At 70.3% G+C, this 17,468-nt stretch carries 17 protein-coding genes; 14 read left to right on the top strand and 3 right to left on the bottom strand.

All coding sequences use genetic code 11. From position 1 onward, the window contains the following. Positions 1-25: 25 nt before the first annotated feature. On the bottom strand, positions 26-772 hold the full coding sequence (locus OG709_RS19565) for a helix-turn-helix transcriptional regulator (protein ID WP_329167174.1): 747 nt from the start codon (positions 770-772) through the stop codon (positions 26-28). Between the two features lie 117 nt (positions 773-889). Between OG709_RS19565 and OG709_RS19560 the strand changes: the two genes are divergently transcribed. The 13 genes from OG709_RS19560 to pstB all read left to right on the top strand — a co-directional run bounded on the left by OG709_RS19560 (position 890) and on the right by pstB (position 15,113). After that, positions 890-2,140 (top strand): MFS transporter, encoded by a 1,251-nt coding sequence (locus tag OG709_RS19560; RefSeq protein WP_266644952.1) that lies wholly within the window; start codon positions 890-892, stop codon positions 2,138-2,140. Between the two features lie 153 nt (positions 2,141-2,293). Then, the gene (gene mshD / locus OG709_RS19555; protein WP_250305558.1) at positions 2,294-3,223 is read left to right on the top strand and encodes a mycothiol synthase; all 930 of its coding nucleotides are present in this window, start codon (positions 2,294-2,296) and stop codon (positions 3,221-3,223) included. Between the two features lie 259 nt (positions 3,224-3,482). Next, positions 3,483-3,941, top strand: coding sequence for a GntR family transcriptional regulator (locus OG709_RS19550; RefSeq protein WP_329167172.1), 459 nt, complete (start codon positions 3,483-3,485; stop codon positions 3,939-3,941). Then, positions 3,938-4,831, top strand: a complete 894-nt coding sequence (locus OG709_RS19545) for an ABC transporter ATP-binding protein (RefSeq protein WP_250305560.1) — start codon at positions 3,938-3,940, stop codon at positions 4,829-4,831. The genes OG709_RS19550 and OG709_RS19545 overlap by 4 nt, the downstream gene beginning before the upstream one ends. Then, positions 4,828-5,790: an ABC transporter permease gene (locus tag OG709_RS19540; RefSeq protein ID WP_266641641.1), complete on the top strand. Its 963-nt coding sequence runs from the start codon at positions 4,828-4,830 to the stop codon at positions 5,788-5,790. Before OG709_RS19545 ends, OG709_RS19540 begins: the two co-directional genes overlap by 4 nt. Then, entirely contained in the window at positions 5,787-6,569 is a 783-nt protein-coding gene (locus OG709_RS19535) for a hypothetical protein (protein WP_250305562.1), read from the top strand. Before OG709_RS19540 ends, OG709_RS19535 begins: the two co-directional genes overlap by 4 nt. 215 nt (positions 6,570-6,784) lie before the next feature. Next, positions 6,785-9,010 carry an RNA degradosome polyphosphate kinase gene (locus OG709_RS19530; protein WP_250305563.1) on the top strand — a complete coding sequence of 742 codons (2,226 nt, stop codon included), beginning with the start codon at positions 6,785-6,787 and terminating at the stop codon, positions 9,008-9,010. 32 nt (positions 9,011-9,042) lie between these two features. Continuing rightward, positions 9,043-10,005, top strand: coding sequence for a CHAD domain-containing protein (locus OG709_RS19525; protein WP_266641644.1), 963 nt, complete (start codon positions 9,043-9,045; stop codon positions 10,003-10,005). Continuing rightward, positions 10,002-10,490 carry an NUDIX hydrolase gene (locus tag OG709_RS19520; protein WP_250305565.1) on the top strand — a complete coding sequence of 163 codons (489 nt, stop codon included), beginning with the start codon at positions 10,002-10,004 and terminating at the stop codon, positions 10,488-10,490. Before OG709_RS19525 ends, OG709_RS19520 begins: the two co-directional genes overlap by 4 nt. Positions 10,491-10,922: 432 nt before the next feature. Next, positions 10,923-12,059 carry a phosphate ABC transporter substrate-binding protein PstS gene (pstS, locus tag OG709_RS19515; protein WP_250305566.1) on the top strand — a complete coding sequence of 379 codons (1,137 nt, stop codon included), beginning with the start codon at positions 10,923-10,925 and terminating at the stop codon, positions 12,057-12,059. A 183-nt stretch (positions 12,060-12,242) separates the two neighbouring features. Beyond that, positions 12,243-13,238, top strand: coding sequence for a phosphate ABC transporter permease subunit PstC (pstC, locus tag OG709_RS19510; protein ID WP_250305567.1), 996 nt, complete (start codon positions 12,243-12,245; stop codon positions 13,236-13,238). Beyond that, entirely contained in the window at positions 13,235-14,311 is a 1,077-nt protein-coding gene (gene pstA, locus OG709_RS19505) for a phosphate ABC transporter permease PstA (protein ID WP_250305568.1), read from the top strand. Before pstC ends, pstA begins: the two co-directional genes overlap by 4 nt. A 25-nt stretch (positions 14,312-14,336) precedes the next feature. After that, positions 14,337-15,113 carry a phosphate ABC transporter ATP-binding protein PstB gene (gene pstB, locus OG709_RS19500; protein ID WP_250305569.1) on the top strand — a complete coding sequence of 259 codons (777 nt, stop codon included), beginning with the start codon at positions 14,337-14,339 and terminating at the stop codon, positions 15,111-15,113. 128 nt (positions 15,114-15,241) lie between these two features. Here the strand turns inward: pstB and OG709_RS19495 are convergent, their stop codons facing one another. Then, on the bottom strand, positions 15,242-16,237 hold the full coding sequence (locus OG709_RS19495) for an inorganic phosphate transporter (protein ID WP_250305570.1): 996 nt from the start codon (positions 16,235-16,237) through the stop codon (positions 15,242-15,244). A gap of 4 nt (positions 16,238-16,241) precedes the next feature. Next, positions 16,242-16,862, bottom strand: a complete 621-nt coding sequence (locus tag OG709_RS19490) for a DUF47 domain-containing protein (protein ID WP_250305571.1) — start codon at positions 16,860-16,862, stop codon at positions 16,242-16,244. A gap of 224 nt (positions 16,863-17,086) precedes the next feature. On the opposite strand from OG709_RS19490, the gene OG709_RS19485 reads away from it, so the two are divergent. After that, positions 17,087-17,434, top strand: coding sequence for a metal-sensitive transcriptional regulator (locus OG709_RS19485; RefSeq protein WP_266641645.1), 348 nt, complete (start codon positions 17,087-17,089; stop codon positions 17,432-17,434). Positions 17,435-17,468 lie beyond the last annotated feature (34 nt).

The following is a 17,468-nucleotide window of genomic DNA, read 5'->3' as shown; positions in this document are numbered from 1 at the left end:
CGCCACCGCACCGGTACGGAACCGGTCAGGGGCGGCGGTTGTGGGTGCCCGGGGTGTAGCCGAAGGCGCGGCGGAAGACGTCGATGAAAGCGCTGGTGGAGGACCAGCCGCAGTGGCGGGCGACCGAGGTCACCGGCACGTCGTCGGCCAGCATGCGCAGGGCGTAGTAGAGACGCAGCTGGGTGCGCCACTGAGGGAAGGTCATGCCCAGTTCCCGGCGGAAGAGGCGGCTGAGGGTGCGTTCGCCCGCTCCCGCCGTGGCGGCCAGGGCGGCCAGGGTGCGAGGGTCCGCGGGATTGTCGTGCAGGAGGTCGCAGACGGCCACGAGCCGGGGGTCGGTGGGGGCGGGCAACTGGACGGGTTCCTGCGGTGAGGCCCGCAGTTGGTCGAGGAGGACCGCGCGCAGGCGCAGCCGCTCGGGGGTGTCGTCGTGGGGGTCCCTGGTGAAGGCGAGGATCAGCTCGCGCAGCAGCGGGCCGACGGCGAGGACCGTGGGGGCGCCGAGGCCCAGGGGATTGGTGTCGGGGGGCAGGCCGAGCAGGTGCAGGGCGAGGTGGCCGTAGGCACGGTGGGCGTGCACACATCCGGCGGGGACCCAGATGGCCCGGGTACCGGGAGCGAACCAGGTACCGGCGTCGGTGGTGACGGCCAGGACACCGGAGCCCGCGTAGATGATCTGGTGCTCGTCGTGCCGGTGCGCGTCGATGCTCTCGCCAGGAGCCAGCGTTCGGGTGCAGGTGGTCGCTTCAGGCGTGTGGCGGATTTCCGGCATAGGTTGGCACCTTAATGGAAGCGCGCCAGGACGTGCCCTGGCGACGATGGCACGGTGTCGACCAAAACGAACCAGACCGTGAACCGGACCGCCGACCGGACCGCACGCCCCGGGCCCATCACCCTGCTCTCCCTGGGGCACGCCTGCGTGGACATCTACCAGGGCGCGGTGGCGGCCCTGGTGCCGTTCTTCGTCTCCGAACGCGCCTACTCCTACGCCGCCGCGTCCGGCATCGTGCTGGCCGCGTCCCTGCTGTCCTCGGTGGTCCAGCCGCTGTTCGGGGCCCTCACCGACAAGTGGGCCATGCCGTGGCTGCTGCCGGTGAGCACGCTGGTGGGCGGTGCCGGGGTCGCCCTCGCCGGGGTCAGCGGCTCGTACCCCCTGACCCTGGTGGTCGTCGCGGTGTCCGGCATCGGAATCGCCGCCTACCACCCGGAATCCGCCCGCGTGGCACGGGGCGTCAGCCGTGGCAGCCACACCGCGATGGGCTGGTTCTCCCTCGGCGGCAACCTCGGCTTCGCCGCAGCGCCCCTGCTGGTCTGGGGCGTCATGGCCACCGGCGGTCTGCACGCCTCGCCCCTGCTGATCGTGCCCGCCCTCGCCGGTGCGGCGCTGTGCGTGGCCGCGCTGCGGGGCGTCAAGGCCTCGGCCCCGGCGACGGTGTCCACGCACGCGGACCGGGCCACCGGCCGGGACGACTGGGGGTCCTTCCTGAAACTGTCGGGGGCCATCGTGTGCCGCTCGATCGTCTTCGTCGGGCTCAGCGCGTTCATTTCGCTGTACGTGCGCCAGCGCACCGGAGGCGGCGAAGTCGCCGGTACGGCCGCGCTGTTCGTGCTCTACCTCGGTGGCGCGGTGGGCACCGTGGCCGGGGGGAAACTGGCCACCCGCCACGGCCGTGTCCCGGTCGTCCAGTGGTCCTACGCGCTGACCGTCCTCGCCGTGGCCGGTGTGGTCCTCGTTCCCGGCCCGCTCCTCTATGTGTGCGTCGCCCTCACCTCGGCCGGACTGTATGTGCCCTTCTCCCTGCACATCACCCTCGGTCAGGACTACCTGCCCCGGCGCGTGGGCACCGCCAGCGGCGTCACCCTGGGCCTGGCCGTCAGCGTCGGCGGCGTCGCCAGCCCGGTCATCGGCGCCGTCGCCGACGCCACCTCCCTGCAGACCGCTCTCGCACCGCTGATCGCGCTGCCCGCGCTCGGCTCGCTGCTCCTGTTCACGCTCAAGGAGCCGGCGGGACTCGAAGGGCCCACAGGACTCGAAGGGCCCACAGGGCCCGCAGGACCAGGAGGGCCCGGAGCGGCTACCGGCGGGCCGTCGGCCTCCGCGCAGCCGGAACCCGCCGTGGACCCGACGATCCGCCCCTGAGCACGGCTCCACGAACGCGTCACCCCGAGTCCGAACGCCCTTGAGTTCGCTCGCCCCTGGGTCCGCCCTCGTGGGAACCAGCCCGCCGCAAGTCCCCGGACGCCCGTCCCCGTACACCCGTCCCCTCGCGCCCGTCCCCGTACGCTCGTCCTCATGACGAATGCGCCCGCAGTTCCCGCCTCCGGCCGGCAGATCCAGACCCTCGACACGCTCACCGCCGATCAGGAGCAGGCCGTTCGCGCGCTGCTCGCCGAGGCCGCCCGTACCGATGGACAGCAGGCCGTCTCCGAGCAGGGGCGGCTTCAGCTGCGGGGCGGGCGGCGGGAGGGGGTGCAGCACTTCCTCGTCACCGTCGACGGCACCCTCACCGGGTACGCCCAGCTGGAGGCCACCGACCCGGTCGAGGCGCCCGCCGCCGAGCTGGTCGTGCACCCCTCGCACCGTGGACAGGGGAACGGGCGCGCGCTCGGTTCCGCACTGATGGCGGCCTCCGGGCGGCGCCTGCGGGTGTGGGCGCACGGGGGGCACTCCGCCGCCCGCCATCTGGCGCAGGTCCTCGGGCTGGCCAAGTTCCGTGAACTTCGGCAGCTGCGGCGGCCGTTGGTGCCGCTCGACATTCCCGAGCCGGTGTACCCGGACGGGGTGACCGTCCGTACCTTCGTCCCCGGTCAGGACGATGCCGCCTGGCTCGCCGTGAACGCCGCCGCCTTCGCCCACCACCCCGAACAGGGCGCCATGACCCAACGCGACCTGGACGACCGCAAGGCCGAGTCCTGGTTCGACCCGAAGGGGTTCTTCCTCGCGGTACGGGAGGAGGACGGCGAGGTCGTCGGCTTCCACTGGACCAAGGTGCACACCGACGAGCAGCTGGGCGAGGTGTACGTGGTCGGCATCCGCCCCGACGCGCAGGGCGGCGGCCTGGGCAAGGCACTCACCGCGACCGGGCTGCACCATCTCGCGTCGGAGGGGCTGCCGACGGCGATGCTGTACGTCGACGCCGACAACCCGGCTGCTCTCGCGGTGTACGAGCGGTTGGGGTTCGTGACGCACGAGGTGGATCTGATGTACCGGTCGGAGTCGTGACCGTGGGCGCACGTCGCCGGAGCAAGTAACCCGGGGCGCGCGTCACGGGGCGAGTGCCCCGGGGGCGCGTGTCGCGAGGTGAGTGACCCGGGCGTGCGCGTCGAGGACCGAAGGGTTCACCGCACGCCGCTGGATCACCACGCACGGAAACGCCCTCCCCCTGCCTTGGCGCCTCGGGGGAGGGCGTTTCCGTGTGCGGTTGACAGCAGCCGCCGCCTTGCACCAAGCTTTCACTACTCAATTAGTGAAAGGGGGGTGAGTGATCGAGTTCCGCATCGACCGCCGCAGTGGCGTCTCGACGTACCTCCAGATCGTCCAGCAGACCAAACAGGCCCTGCGCCTGGGCCTGTTGGTCCCCGGCGACCAGCTGCCGACCGCACGCGCCGTCGTCGAGGCCACCGCCATCAATCCCAACACCGTCCTCAAGGCCTACCGGGAGCTGGAGCGCGAAGGCCTGGTCGAGGCCCGGCGGGGGATGGGCACCTTCGTCCGCAAGTCCCTCGGCAGGACCACCCCGGACGACCCGGCTCTGCGGGCCGAACTCACCGCGTGGGCGGCCCGAGCCCGTGCGGCCGGGCTGGAGAAGGACGACGCGGCGGCGCTCTGCGCATCCGTACTCGACGACTGCTTCGACGCCACCACCACCACAGCCACAGCCACCGACGACAGCACCGGCACCAGAGCAGATGACCGCTCCAAGGGGGACGCACAGAAATGACCGGCACCGCGATCGAGGCCACAGGCCTCGGCAAGACGTACGGCAGGCGGCGCGGCTGGGCGCTGCGGAACTGCTCCTTCCGGCTGCCCGCAGGCCGTGTCTGTGCGCTCGTCGGGCCCAACGGCGCGGGCAAGTCGACCCTCCTCGCCCACGCGGCGGGGCTGCTCCGGCCCACCGAGGGCGCCGTTCAGGTGCTCGGCCACACGCCCGGCGCCGCGCGTGAGCGGATCGCGTACGTCGCCCAGGACAAGCCGCTGATCGGGCAGTTGACCGTCGCCGACACGCTGCGGCTGGGGCGCGAGCTGAACCCGGCCCGCTGGGACACGGCGACCGCCGAGCGGATCGTGGCGGGCGGCAAGCTGGACGGGGGCGCCACCGTGCGTACGCTCTCCGGCGGCCAGCGCACCCGGGTCGCCCTCGCGCTCGCCCTGGGCAAGCGGCCCGAGCTGATGCTGCTCGACGAACCGATGGCCGACCTGGACCCGCTCGCCCGGCACGAGCTGATGGGCACCCTGATGTCCGAGGCCGCCGAACACGGCACGACGATCGTGATGTCCTCGCACGTCCTCGCCGAACTGGAAGGCGCCTGCGACTACTTGCTGCTGGTCGAGGGCGGCCGGATCCGGCTGGGCGGCGAGACCGACGACCTGCTGTCCGCCCATACGCTGCTGAGCGGACCGGTGGCCGAGCTGGCCCCGCACACGGTCATCGAATCGCGGACCACGGGCCGTCAGATGACCGCGCTGGTACGGCGGGACGGACCGGTCGCGGGCGACTGGCAGAGCATGGAACCCTCCCTGGAGGAGCTGCTGCTCGCGCACCTGCGGTCACCGGACGCGCCTCTTCTGCTCACCCCGAGCGCGGAGAACCGTACGGCGGTGACGGCATGAGCGCGCTCGCCCCGAGCGGCCCGGCCTGGGTCGCGGTTCGGACGCACCGCAGGACCCTGTGGTGGGCGCTCGGACTCACCGTACTGGCGGTGGCGCTGCTGGTCGCCGTGCGGCTGTGGTCCACCCATCTCGCCGACGAGTTCGCCGGCAGCGGCTGCCCGATCCGGCTGTCGGACGGCACCTGCTCCGACAACACCTGGTTCATCGCGAGCAGCGAATGGACCTACAGCCAGCTGATGGCGAAGGGCAGCGCGGTCATCGCCCTGCTGCCGTTCCTGGTCGCCGCGTTCGTCGCGGGACCGGTGGTCGGACGCGAAATGGAGTCCGGCACCTACCGGATGCTGTGGACCCAGTCCGTCTCCCCCGTCCGCTGGTTCGCGGTGAAGCTCGCCGTACCGGCCGCCATGGCCCTGGCGGGGTCGACGGTCCTGATCGGCGCCTACCGCTGGGCCTGGTCCACCGGTCCGGGCCACGGTGGACCAGGCATGGAGTGGTACGACATCGACGTCTACACCGCGATCGGCCCGGTCGGCATCGCCGCCACCGTGCTGGCCGTCCCCGTCGGCGCCCTGATCGGCCTGCTCGTCCGCCGCACGGTCTCCGCCATGGTGAGCGGCATGTTCACCCTCGGGGTCCTGCTGTACGTGCCCGCCAACTTCCGTGGCAACTTCTGGACGACCCGCACCGTCACAGGAAGCCTCGCCGACGGCTACCCGCCGTACGACGGAATGGTGCTCGGCGACGGCGCGCTGACATCGAGCGGTGCGCGGGTGAGCGACCCGATGTGTGTGGACGACAAGGCGTGCCTGACGGCCCATCACATCGTCGGCTACTACCGCACCTCCCAGCCCGCGTCGCACTTCTGGCAGCTCCAACTGGTGGAAACGGGCATCCTGCTGGCCCTGGCCGTCATCGCGGCGGCCCTCGTACTGCGCATCGTGAAGAGGACGACGGCATGAGCGCGCTGAGCCTGCGCGGGCCGGCCTGGGTGACGGCCCGGGAGCATCGCGGTACCGGATGGTCCTTCCTCATCTTCCTGATCGTCGCGACGGGCACCGTCATCGCACTGCGCACCGGGGCCGGTGACCTGCCACGTACCGGCGGGACCGGCACACCGCCCGCCGACGCGCAGGCGCCGCCATGGCTGACCACCGTCGTCGCCGTGGTGGGCGGTGCGCTGCTGCTCCTGCCGATGGCCGCCGGGGCGTTCATGGCGGGCCCGGCGGTCGGCCGGACCCTGGAGCGCGGCTCGTACCAGCTGCTGTGGACCCAGTCCGTGACACCGGTTCGCTGGCTGGTGGCGCAGTTCGTCGTGCCCGCCTCGGCGCTCACCGCGGGATCGGCCGTGCTCATCGGCTGCTACCGCATCGGCCGGGCCCGGGTGATCGCCGAGGAGACCGACGCGTTCACCTGGTACGACGGAGCTGTCTTCCCCACGCTGGGGCCCGTCACCGTGGCGTACACACTCCTCGCGCTGGCCGTCGGCGCGCTCGTCGGGCTGCTGCTCCGGCGCGAGGTGGCGGCGATGGCTGTGACCCTGGCCATCGCCGCGGGGTTCCTCGTCGTCGGGGCGCGGGTGCGGGGGCTGCTGTGGCCCGGCCCGAACCCGAGCGGCACGGAGCATCCCGCGTCGTCCCACTTCTGGCCCCTCCAGCTCATGGAAACGGGCATCGTGCTGGCCATAGCCGCCCTCGTGACCGCCGCCGCCTTCCAGGTCCTCCGCCGCAAGCACGGCTGAACCCGGCAGGCACCCCGGCGCCGGGCTCTCCGGCGTCCGGGTGGTTCCGGGGCCGGGGGGCTCCGGAACCACCCGAGGGGGCGGCCCCCGGCGGTCCCGGCCCCGCATCCCGGACGTCATGTCCCCGTTACCCGTCATTCAGACGCGCTTGCGACCCTCACGGAATGCAACCCGCCACCGCGCCCGCCGACCCTCCTGCGCGGAACAATGGACACATGAGCCAGCAGCCCAGTGCAGAGGTCCCGGTCCAGCACCTCCAGCCCTCCGTCGGTTCGATCGCGGCGCACCGCCCGCACACCGTCGCGACGGCCGGTCCGGACCTGGATTCGGGCGTCGACGCCGATGTCGACACGTACGACGCGGACGGCGACAGCACCGAGCTGCCCTCGGGCCGCTTCCTCGACCGGGAGCAGAGCTGGCTCGCCTTCAACGAACGGGTGCTGGAGCTCGCCGAGGATCCGACGACCCCGCTCCTCGAACGGGCTAATTTCCTCGCCATCTTCGCGAGCAACCTGGACGAGTTCTTCATGGTCCGGGTGGCCGGGCTCAAGCGCCGCATCGCGACCGGTGTCGCCGCCCGGTCCGCATCGGGTCTCCAGCCCCGCGAAGTGCTGGAACAGATCTGGACCAGATCCCGTGAGCTCATGGCCAGGCACGCCGCCTGCTTCCAGCAGGACGTCGCGCCCGCCCTCGCCGACGAGAGCATCCACCTGATCCGCTGGGACGACCTGACCGACAAGGAACAGGCCAGGCTCTTCACCTTCTTCCGTCAGCGGATCTTCCCGGTACTGACCCCGCTGGCCGTCGACCCCGCGCACCCGTTCCCGTACATCTCGGGGCTCTCGCTCAACCTCGCCGTGGTCGTCCGCAACCCGGTCAGCGGTCACCGCCACTTCGCCCGGGTCAAGGTGCCGCCGCTGCTCACCCGGTTCCTGGAGGCGTCGCCGCAGCGGTACGTGCCCGTCGAGGACATCATCGCGGCGCACCTGGAGGAGCTCTTCCCCGGCATGGAGGTGCTCGCGCACCACATGTTCCGGGTCACCAGGAACGAGGACCTGGAGGTCGAGGAGGACGACGCGGAGAACCTCCTCAAGGCCCTGGAGAAGGAGCTCATGCGGCGGCGTTTCGGCCCGCCCGTCCGGCTGGAGGTCGAGGAGTCCATCGACCCCTACATACTCGATCTGCTGGTCCGCGAGCTGAAGGTCTCCGAGGCGGAGGTCTATCCGCTGCCCGGCCCCCTCGACCTCACCGGACTCTTCGGCATCGCGTCACTGGACCGGCCCGAGCTGAAGTACCCGCCGTTCATCGCGGGCACCCACCGCGACCTCGCCGAGGTCGAGTCGGCGTCGGCGCCCGACATCTTCGCGGCGCTGCGCGAACGGGACGTACTGCTGCACCACCCGTACGACTCGTTCTCCACCTCCGTCCAGGCCTTCCTGGAACAGGCCGCCGGCGACCCCGACGTCCTCGCCATCAAGCAGACGCTGTACCGGACTTCGGGCGACTCACCGATAGTCGACGCGCTGATCGACGCCGCCGAGTCCGGCAAGCAGGTGCTCGTCCTGGTCGAGATCAAGGCCCGGTTCGACGAGCAGGCCAACATCAAGTGGGCCCGGAAGCTGGAAGAGGCGGGCTGCCATGTCGTCTACGGCCTGGTCGGGCTGAAGACGCACTGCAAGCTGTCGCTCGTCGTCCGGCAGGAGGGCGACACCCTGCGCCGCTACTCCCATGTGGGGACGGGGAACTACCACCCCAAGACGGCCAGGCTCTACGAGGACCTCGGCCTCCTCACCGCCGACCCGCAGGTCGGCGCCGACCTCTCCGACCTCTTCAACCGGCTGTCGGGCTACTCCCGGCGCGAGACGTACCGGCGGCTGCTGGTCGCCCCCAAGTCGCTGCGCGACGGGCTGATCACGCGGATCGACAAGGAGGTCACGCACCGGCGTGCGGGCCGCCCCGCCTACGTACGCATCAAGGTCAACTCGATGGTCGACGAAGCGGTCATCGACGCCTGCTACCGGGCCGCGCAGGCCGGGGTGCCCGTCGACATCTGGGTGCGCGGCATCTGCGCGATACGCCCCGGCGTCACCGGGCTCTCCGAGAACGTCCGGGTCCGCTCGATACTGGGGCGCTTCCTGGAACACTCACGGGTCTTCGCCTTCGGCAACGGCGGCGAGCCCGAAGTCTGGCTGGGCAGCGCCGACATGATGCACCGCAATCTCGACCGCCGCATCGAGGCCCTGGTCCGTGTCACCGACCCGGCCCACCGCGCGGCACTCAGCCGGCTCCTGGAGACCGGCATGTCCGACACCACGTCCTCCTGGCACCTGGGCGCCGACGGCAACTGGACGCGCCGCGCGACCGACGCCGAAGGCCGGCCGCTGCGCCATGTGCAGGAGATGCTCATCGACGCCCGGAGGCGCCGCCGTGCGACCCCTTGATTTTCCGCGTGACGTTCCCCGGAGGCTCCGCCGTGCCACGCCCTGACCCGACAGCCACGGCGGGCGAACTGCTCTCCTGCTATCTGCACGACCAGGCCGCGGAGTTCCTGCGCAGCCTGCGCACCTACGCGGACGGGGACGAGGAGGCCGCCCGCACCCTGCGCCGCTCGGCCCGCCGCATCGGCGGCACCCTGCACACCTTCCGTACGCTGCTCGACCCGGTCTGGGCCGATCAACTGCGGTCCGAACTGGCCTGGTTGTCCGGCGCGCTGGCCCGTGAGCACGCGTACGCGGCCCGGCTGGCCCGGCTGCTCGACGCGCTCGGCCGGCTGTCGGACGGCCCGGCCGCGCTGCCCGCCCCGCGCGCGGAGGCGCCCCATCCGACCATGGCCGTGGGGGCCGCGCGGGCCGGGGCGCTCCTGGAGCGGCAGTTGACGCTGGCCAGGACCCGCGCCCACTCCGCGGCGCTCCAGGCACTGGGCTCGTCCCGCTTCCACGCGGTCGCGGACGCGGTGGCGCTGCTGGCGTCGGAGGTGCCGTTCGCCCCGACGGCGGCCGTCCGCGCCGACGACGCCCTGCCGCCCGCCGCGGACTCGGCGGGCCGCAAGCTGGCGGACGCGGTCGCCGCGCTGCCACTGCACCTGGCGGCGCACCCGTACAACGCGGAGGGGCTGAGCGATTCCCAGGACGCCCCCTGGCACCAGGTCAGACTGCTGCTGCGGCTGCACCGGTACGCCCAGGAGGCGCTGTACGCGGACCGCGACAGCCGACCGGGCCCGGACCTGCGGCTGTACGGCGCCGGGCAGGCGCTGGACCTGCACCGCGAGGCCGCCGAAGCCGCGGCGGCAGCGGCGTCGGCGGCCCGCACGCCCCGGATCGCGCCGGCGACGGCGTACGCCCTGGGGGTCCTGCACGCCGACCAGCGCCATGAGGTCGAGGCCGCCCGGTACAGCTTCCAGCAGACCTGGCAGCACACGGCGGTGACGACAGCATGACGAGGAGCGATCCGGTGCGCGGTGGCAGCCTCGTGCCGTCCGACGACGGCACCGCGGGCTCCGGAGCCGCCGACGACACGGTCCTGGCGGCCGGGTGCGTGCTGTGGCGGCGCGGTGCCTCCCACGGGGACGGCGCCGGCGGGCTGGAGATCTGCCTCGTGCACCGGCCCAAGTACGACGACTGGTCGCACCCGAAGGGCAAGCTGAAGCGCGGCGAGGACCTGCTGTCCGCGGCCCGGCGCGAGGTGCTGGAGGAGACCGGTCACCACTGCGCCCCCGGTGCCCGGCTCGCGACCGTGCGGTACGCGGTGAACGGGCGCCCCAAACAGGTCACCTACTGGGCGGCCGAGGCGACGGGCGGCGGCTTCGTCCCGAACAGCGAGGTCGACCGGGTGAGCTGGCTCTCCCCGGCGGACGCCCGCGACCGGCTCACCCGGCCACGCGACCGGGAGCTGATCGACGCGCTGCCCGAGGGGCTGGGCTGACGGCGGCAGGCCGGGCCGACGGTGCCGGGCCGACAGCCGTGGGTCAACAGCGGTAGACCGACGGCGGTAGGCCGAAGGCGTCGTGTTGACGGCGCCGTGTTGACGGTCTCGGGCCCGCGGCATCACGCCGGCAGTACGGGGGCCTGGGCACCGGCGGGAGGGGACAGGGCTGGTGGCACGGGTGCAGGGGCCCCGGGACGAAGGCGCGGCGCCGTCCGCGACCTCTGCGTAGCGCCCCCGTCACCCGTACGACCCCGCACCCGGTCGTCCGCCGAGGTTCACTCTCCGTTCACTCACACCCGCCGGTCACTTCACCTGTTCTGTCTAATTTCGGCCTTACACGGTGCACGGCACCCCGCCGCACCGGTCACCTCTTCGCACGCCGCCGTACAACGAGACGAAACCCGGCGGCTCCTGGAAGGAACACCCGAAGTGAAGCTTCAGCAGCGCAAGACCCGGCTTCGCGCCGCCGCGCTCGGCGCCCTCGCCGTATCCGGCGCCCTGGTCCTCACGGCGTGCGGTTCGGACAACAACAGCAACTCGACCGGTGGCACCGGCACCAAGACGAGCGCCGCGTCGAACGTCAAGTGCGACGGCGCGAAGGGCCAGCTGCGCGCATCCGGTTCGAGCGCGCAGAAGAACGCGATGGACCTGTGGGCCAAGGGCTACATGTCCGCCTGTTCCGGCGTCGAGATCAACTACAAGTCGTCCTCGTCCGGCGAGGGCATCGTGGCCTTCAACCAGGGCACCGTCGGCTTCGCCGGTTCGGACTCCCCGCTGAAGCCCGCCGAGGTCGCGGACTCCAAGAAGATCTGCACCGGCGGCCAGGGCATCGACCTTCCGATGGTCGGCGGCCCGATCGCGGTCGGTTACCACCTGGAGGGCGTGGACAACCTGGTCCTGGACGGCCCCACCCTCGCGAAGATCTTCTCCACGAAGATCAAGACCTGGGACGACCCGGCGATCAAGAAGCTCAACCCCGACGCGAAGCTGCCGTCGAAGCCGATCCAGCCGCTCCACCGCTCCGAGGACTCCGGCACCACGGAGAACCTGAGCAAGTACCTCACCGCCACGGCGCCCAACGACTGGAAGTACGAGATCGGCAAGTCGTGGCCCGCCCCGGGCGGCCAGGCGGCCACCGGTTCGGCCGGTGTCTCCCAGCAGGTGAAGGCGACCGACGGCTCGATCGGTTACTTCGAGCTCTCGTACGCCACCTCGCAGAAGATCTCCACGGTCAAGATCGACACCGGCGCCAGCACCCCGGCGGAGGCCACCTCCGAGAACGCGTCGAAGGCCATCGCCGCCGCGAAGATCGTCGGCACCGGCTCGGACCTGTCGCTCAAGCTCGACTACAACACCAAGGCCGACGGCGCCTACCCGATCGTCCTGGTGACGTACGAGATCGTCTGCGACAAGGGCAACAAGGCCGACACCCTCGGCACGGTCAAGTCCTACCTGAACTACACCGCGAGCGACGAGGGCCAGAAGCAGCTCTCGACCGCTGGTTACGCCCCGATCCCGGCCGAGATCAACGCCAAGGTCCGCACCGCGATCGCCTCGCTCTCCTAGCACCACCGCACCACCGCACCACCGAACGACCGCACGACCGCACGACAGCTACACCGCACGAAAGCAACACCGCACACGACGGCAGTCGGCCCGGCGCACTCCTCCGGGCCGGCCACCGTCCCCCTCCATCCGGTGCACCGCCGCCAGGGGAGCCGAAGCTCCCCCACACAGACCGGAAAGACGATGGCTACCACCACACAGATAGACACTCCCCCACCGGAAACACCGGTCCACAGCCTGTCGGGTCCCTCCACGGGCCGGATGGGCGACCGGGTCTTCATGGGCCTCACCAGGGGCTCGGGAATCCTGCTCCTCGTGGTGATGGCAGCGATCGCGGGGTTCCTCACCTACCGCGCCTCCATCGCCATCTCGAAGGACCAGGCCAACTTCTTCACGTCGTTCGACTGGCTGCCGTCGCAGACGCCGCCGGTCTTCGGCATCGCCGTCCTGCTCGTCGGCACCGTCGTCAGCTCGGTCGTCGCGATGATCATCGCGGTCCCCGTCGCCGTCGGTATCGCCCTGTTCATCTCGCACTACGCGCCGCGCAAGCTGGCCACGTCCCTCGCCTACGTGGTGGACCTGCTGGCCGCCGTGCCGAGCATCATCTACGGCATCTGGGGCGCCCTCGTCCTGGTGCCCTACCTCGACGGACTCAACGTCTGGCTCGACCAGTACTTCGGCTGGACGTACATCTTCGACCAGACCCAGCCGGGCGCCGCCAGGAACATGCTCACCGTCGGCATCCTGCTCGCGATCATGATCCTGCCGATCGTGACCAGCGTCAGCCGGGAGGTCTTCCTCCAGGTCCCGAGGATGAACGAGGAAGCCGCGCTCGCCCTGGGCGCCACCCGCTGGGAGGTCATCCGGCTGTCCGTCCTGCCCTTCGGACGCTCCGGAGTGATCTCCGCCTCGATGCTCGGCCTCGGCCGTGCGCTCGGCGAGACGATGGCCGTCGCCATCGTCCTCTCGCCGAACTACCTGATGTCGCTGCACCTGCTCAACCCGGGCGGCGGCACCTTCGCCCAGAACATCGCGGCGAAGTTCGACGAGGCCAACCCGCTCGGGCGTGACGCCCTGATCGCTTCCGGCCTGGTCCTCTTCGTCCTGACCCTGCTGGTGAACGGCGCGGCCCGACTGATCATCGCCCGCCGCAAGGAGTACTCGGGGGCCAACGCATGAGCGACACAGCCGTAGAGACCGAGCAGGCGCGGTACCCCGCCGTGAGCACATCGAGCCTCAGCGGGCGCAGCCTTCCCCGCTGGGCACCGGTCGGCTTCGCCGCCGTGGCGATCGTGCTGGGCGCGGGCATCGGCGCCGCCGCGGACCTCAGCAGCAAGGTCCAGTGGGGCCTGATCGCCGTCGTCGCCTTCCTCGTGCTGTCCTACGTCACCACCGCGGTGGTCGAGAACAAGCGCCAGGCCAAGGACCGCTTCGCCACGAGCATCATCTGGGTCTGCTTCATCCTGGCCGTGATCCCGCTGTTCTCCCTGCTGTGGACCACCGTCAGCCACGGTGTGAAGGACCTCAGCCTCAACTTCCTGACCCACTCGATGGGCGGCGTTCTCGCCTCCGACCAGGGCGGCGGCGTCTACCACGCGCTGATCGGCACCCTGGAGCAGGTCGGCATCGCCACCGTGATCGCCGTGCCGATCGGGCTGCTGGTCTCCGTCTACCTGGTGGAGTACGGCAAGGGCCCGCTGGCCAAGGCCGTGACGTTCTTCGTCGACGTGATGACCGGCATCCCGTCCATCGTCGCCGGTCTGTTCATCCTGTCGATCATGCTGATGGCCAAGATCGAGCCCTCGGGCCTGATGGGCTCCCTCGCCCTGACGATCCTGATGATGCCGGTCGTGGTCCGCTCGACCGAGGAGATGCTCAAGCTCGTCCCGAACGAGCTGCGCGAGGCCGCGCTGGCCCTCGGCGTACCGAAGTGGCGCGTGATCCTCAAGGTCGTCCTGCCGACCGCGATCGGCGGTATCACCACCGGGGTGATGCTGGCCATCGCGCGCATCGCCGGAGAGACCGCCCCGATCATGCTGCTGGTCTTCGGCAGCCAGATGATCAACACGAACCCCTTCAAGGACGGGCAGTCCTCGCTGCCGTACTACATCTACGAGCAGTACAAGCTCGGCGAGCCGCCCTCGATCGACCGTGCCTGGGCAGCGGCCCTGGTGCTGATCGCCTTCGTCATGATCCTGAACCTCGTCGCCCGCGGGATAGCCCGCTGGAAGGCCCCGAAGACCGGCCGATGAGGCCGAGAGAAGAAGCTGATTTCCCATGGCCAAGCGAATCGACATCAGCGGCCTGACCGCCTACTACGGCTCCCACAAGGCCATCGAGGACATCTCGATGACCGTGGAACCCCGCTCGGTGACCGCCTTCATCGGCCCCTCGGGCTGCGGCAAGTCGACCTTCCTGCGCACCCTCAACCGGATGCACGAGGTCACGCCCGGAGGCCGGGTCGAGGGCAAGGTACTGCTGGACGACGAGGACCTGTACGGTCCCGCCGTCGACCCGGTCGCCGTACGCCGTACGGTCGGCATGGTCTTCCAGCGCCCGAACCCCTTCCCGACCATGTCGATCTTCGACAACGTCGCGGCCGGGCTGCGCCTCAACGGCTCGTACAAGAAGAGCGAACTGCACGACATCGTCGAGAAGTCGCTCAAGGGCGCCAACCTCTGGAACGAGGTCAAGGACCGCCTCAACAAGCCGGGCTCCGGTCTCTCCGGCGGCCAGCAGCAGCGGCTCTGCATCGCCCGCGCCATCGCGGTCGAGCCGCAGGTCCTGCTGATGGACGAGCCGTGCTCCGCGCTCGACCCGATATCGACCCTCGCCATCGAGGACCTGATCGGCGAGCTGAAGGAACGCTTCACGATCGTGATCGTGACGCACAACATGCAGCAGGCGGCGCGCGTCTCGGACCGTACGGCCTTCTTCAACCTCTCGGCGGTCGGCAAGCCCGGCAAGCTCGTGGAGATCGACGAGACCGAGCGGATCTTCTCCAACCCGTCCGTCCAGGCGACCGAGGACTACATCTCGGGGCGCTTCGGATAGACGACACGACTTGCGGTGCTGCATGGCGGTGCCACCGCAAGACAGAAAGGGCCCGCCCCCGTGGATTCCGGGGGCGGGCCCTTTGCCGTACGCCGTACGGGTACTGCCGGTCGGACGGGTACTGCCGGTCAGAAGATCAGCAGGATGACCCAGTAGCTGAGTGCCGCGACCACCGCCGCGGCCGGCATGGTGATGAACCAGCCGAGCACGATGTTCTTGGCCACGCCCCAGCGCACCGCGCGCGGGCGCTTGGTGGCGCCCACACCCATGATCGCCGAGGTGATGACGTGCGTGGTCGAGATCGGCGCCTGGAAGAGGTACGACGAGCCGAACATGATCGCGGCGCCGGTGGTCTCCGCGGCGAAGCCCTGCGGCGGGTCCAGCTCGATGATCTTCCGGCCGAGGGTCCGCATGATGCGCCAGCCGCCCGCGTACGTGCCGAGCGAGAGCATCAGCGCACAGACCAGCTTGACCCAGACGGGGATGGCGTCCTCGAAGGTCTCGTGCCCCGAGATGACCAGGGCCATCATGACGACACCCATGGTCTTCTGCGCGTCCTGGAGGCCGTGGCCGAGCGCCATGCCCGCCGCGGAGACCGTCTGGGCGATCCGGAATCCGCGCTTCGCCTTGTGCGGGTTGGCCTTACGGAACAGCCACAGGATCGCGACCATCACCAGATAGCCGACGACCAGACCGACGACCGGCGACAGGAACATCGGGATGACGACCTTGTCGACCACCCCGCCCCAGTGCACCATCGTTCCGCCGGCCAGCGCCGCGCCGACCAGACCGCCGAACAGCGCGTGCGAGGAGGAGGACGGCAGGCCGAAGTACCAGGTGATGAGGTTCCAGACGATCGCGCCGACGAGCGCGGCGAAGAGGATTCCCATCCCCTTCTGGCCCTCGGGCGTGGCGATCAGCCCTTCGCTGACGGTCTTGGCGACCCCACTGCCCAGGAAGGCACCAGCGAGGTTCATCACAGCGGCCATCGCCAGGGCCGCCCGGGGCGTCAGGGCCCGGGTGGAGACCGAGGTCGCGATGGCATTGGCGGAGTCGTGGAAGCCGTTCGTGTAGGTGAACCCGAGCGCGACAGCGATGGTCACGATCAGAGTGAAGGTGTCCACGAGGTCAGGACTCCTTGACCGCGATGGTCTCCACCGTGTTGGCGACGTGCTCGAACGCGTCGGCCGCCTCTTCCAGTACGTCCACGATCTGCTTGAGCTTCAGCACCTCCATGGCGTCGTACTTGCCGTTGAAGAGGTGCGCGAGCAGCTTGCGGTGGATCTGGTCGGCCTGGTTCTCCAGGCGGTTGACCTCGATCCAGTACTCGGTGAGGTTGTTCATGGTCCGAAGGCTCGGCATGGCCTCAGCGGTCAGCACGGCCGCCCTGGCCAGCACCTCGATCTGCTGCTCGACGCCCTTGGGCAGCTCCTCGACCTGGTACAGCACGACGAGGTCGACGGCCTCCTCCATGAAGTCCATGATGTCGTCGAGGCACGACGCGAGGTTGTAGATGTCCTCGCGGTCGAACGGCGTGATGAAGGAGGAGTTGAGCTGGTGGAAGATCGCGTGAGTCGCGTCGTCCCCCGCGTGCTCCGCTGCCCGCATCCGCTCCGCGATCTCGACCCGGGCGGAGGCGTCCGCGCCGAGCAGTTCCATGAGGAGCTTGGAGCCCGTGACGATGTTGTCCGCGGACGCGGCAAACATGTCGTAGAAGCTCGTCTCCCTGGGGGTCAGACGAAAGCGCACGTGGGGTCCTCGGGTGCTCTGGATTCGGTCAGGCTGATGCTAGGCGCATCATCCGGCCACGGCTAACCGGCATTCTTCAGTGTCGCCCATGGGGCACAGTGATCAGCACGGGGCCCGCCCCGATTTTCGGAAGGATCGGTACCATATACCCACGAGGGGTATCGAGGACCTTTCGGGGCAACGGGTCATCACCATTCACAACGGTTCCACAACGGGAGGACGCGATGACGACCACCGAGGCGACGGGCGCGCCCGACCACGCCGGACACGAGCCCGGCAGCGAGCCGGTCGTGCACGGCTACCACAAGCAGAAGGACGAACACCTCAAGCGGCTGCGCCGTATCGAGGGCCAGATCCGGGGCCTCCAGCGGCTCGTCGACGAGGACGTCTACTGCATCGACATACTCACGCAGGTTTCGGCCTCCACCAAGGCCCTGCAGTCCTTCGCCCTCCAGCTGCTGGAGGAGCACCTGCGCCACTGCGTGGCGGATGCCGCTGTCCGGGGCGGCGAGGAGATCGACGCGAAGGTCGAGGAAGCGACGAAGGCGATCGCGCGGCTGCTGCGTACGTGAGAGGGCCGGTCCCGGGGCCGACCGTCACGGTCGG

The organism is Streptomyces sp. NBC_01267 (genome assembly GCF_036241575.1).
Classification (GTDB): domain Bacteria; phylum Actinomycetota; class Actinomycetes; order Streptomycetales; family Streptomycetaceae; genus Streptomyces.
Note: the sequence above shows the minus strand (reverse complement) of the source record. Positions and strands in the feature narration are given on the sequence as shown.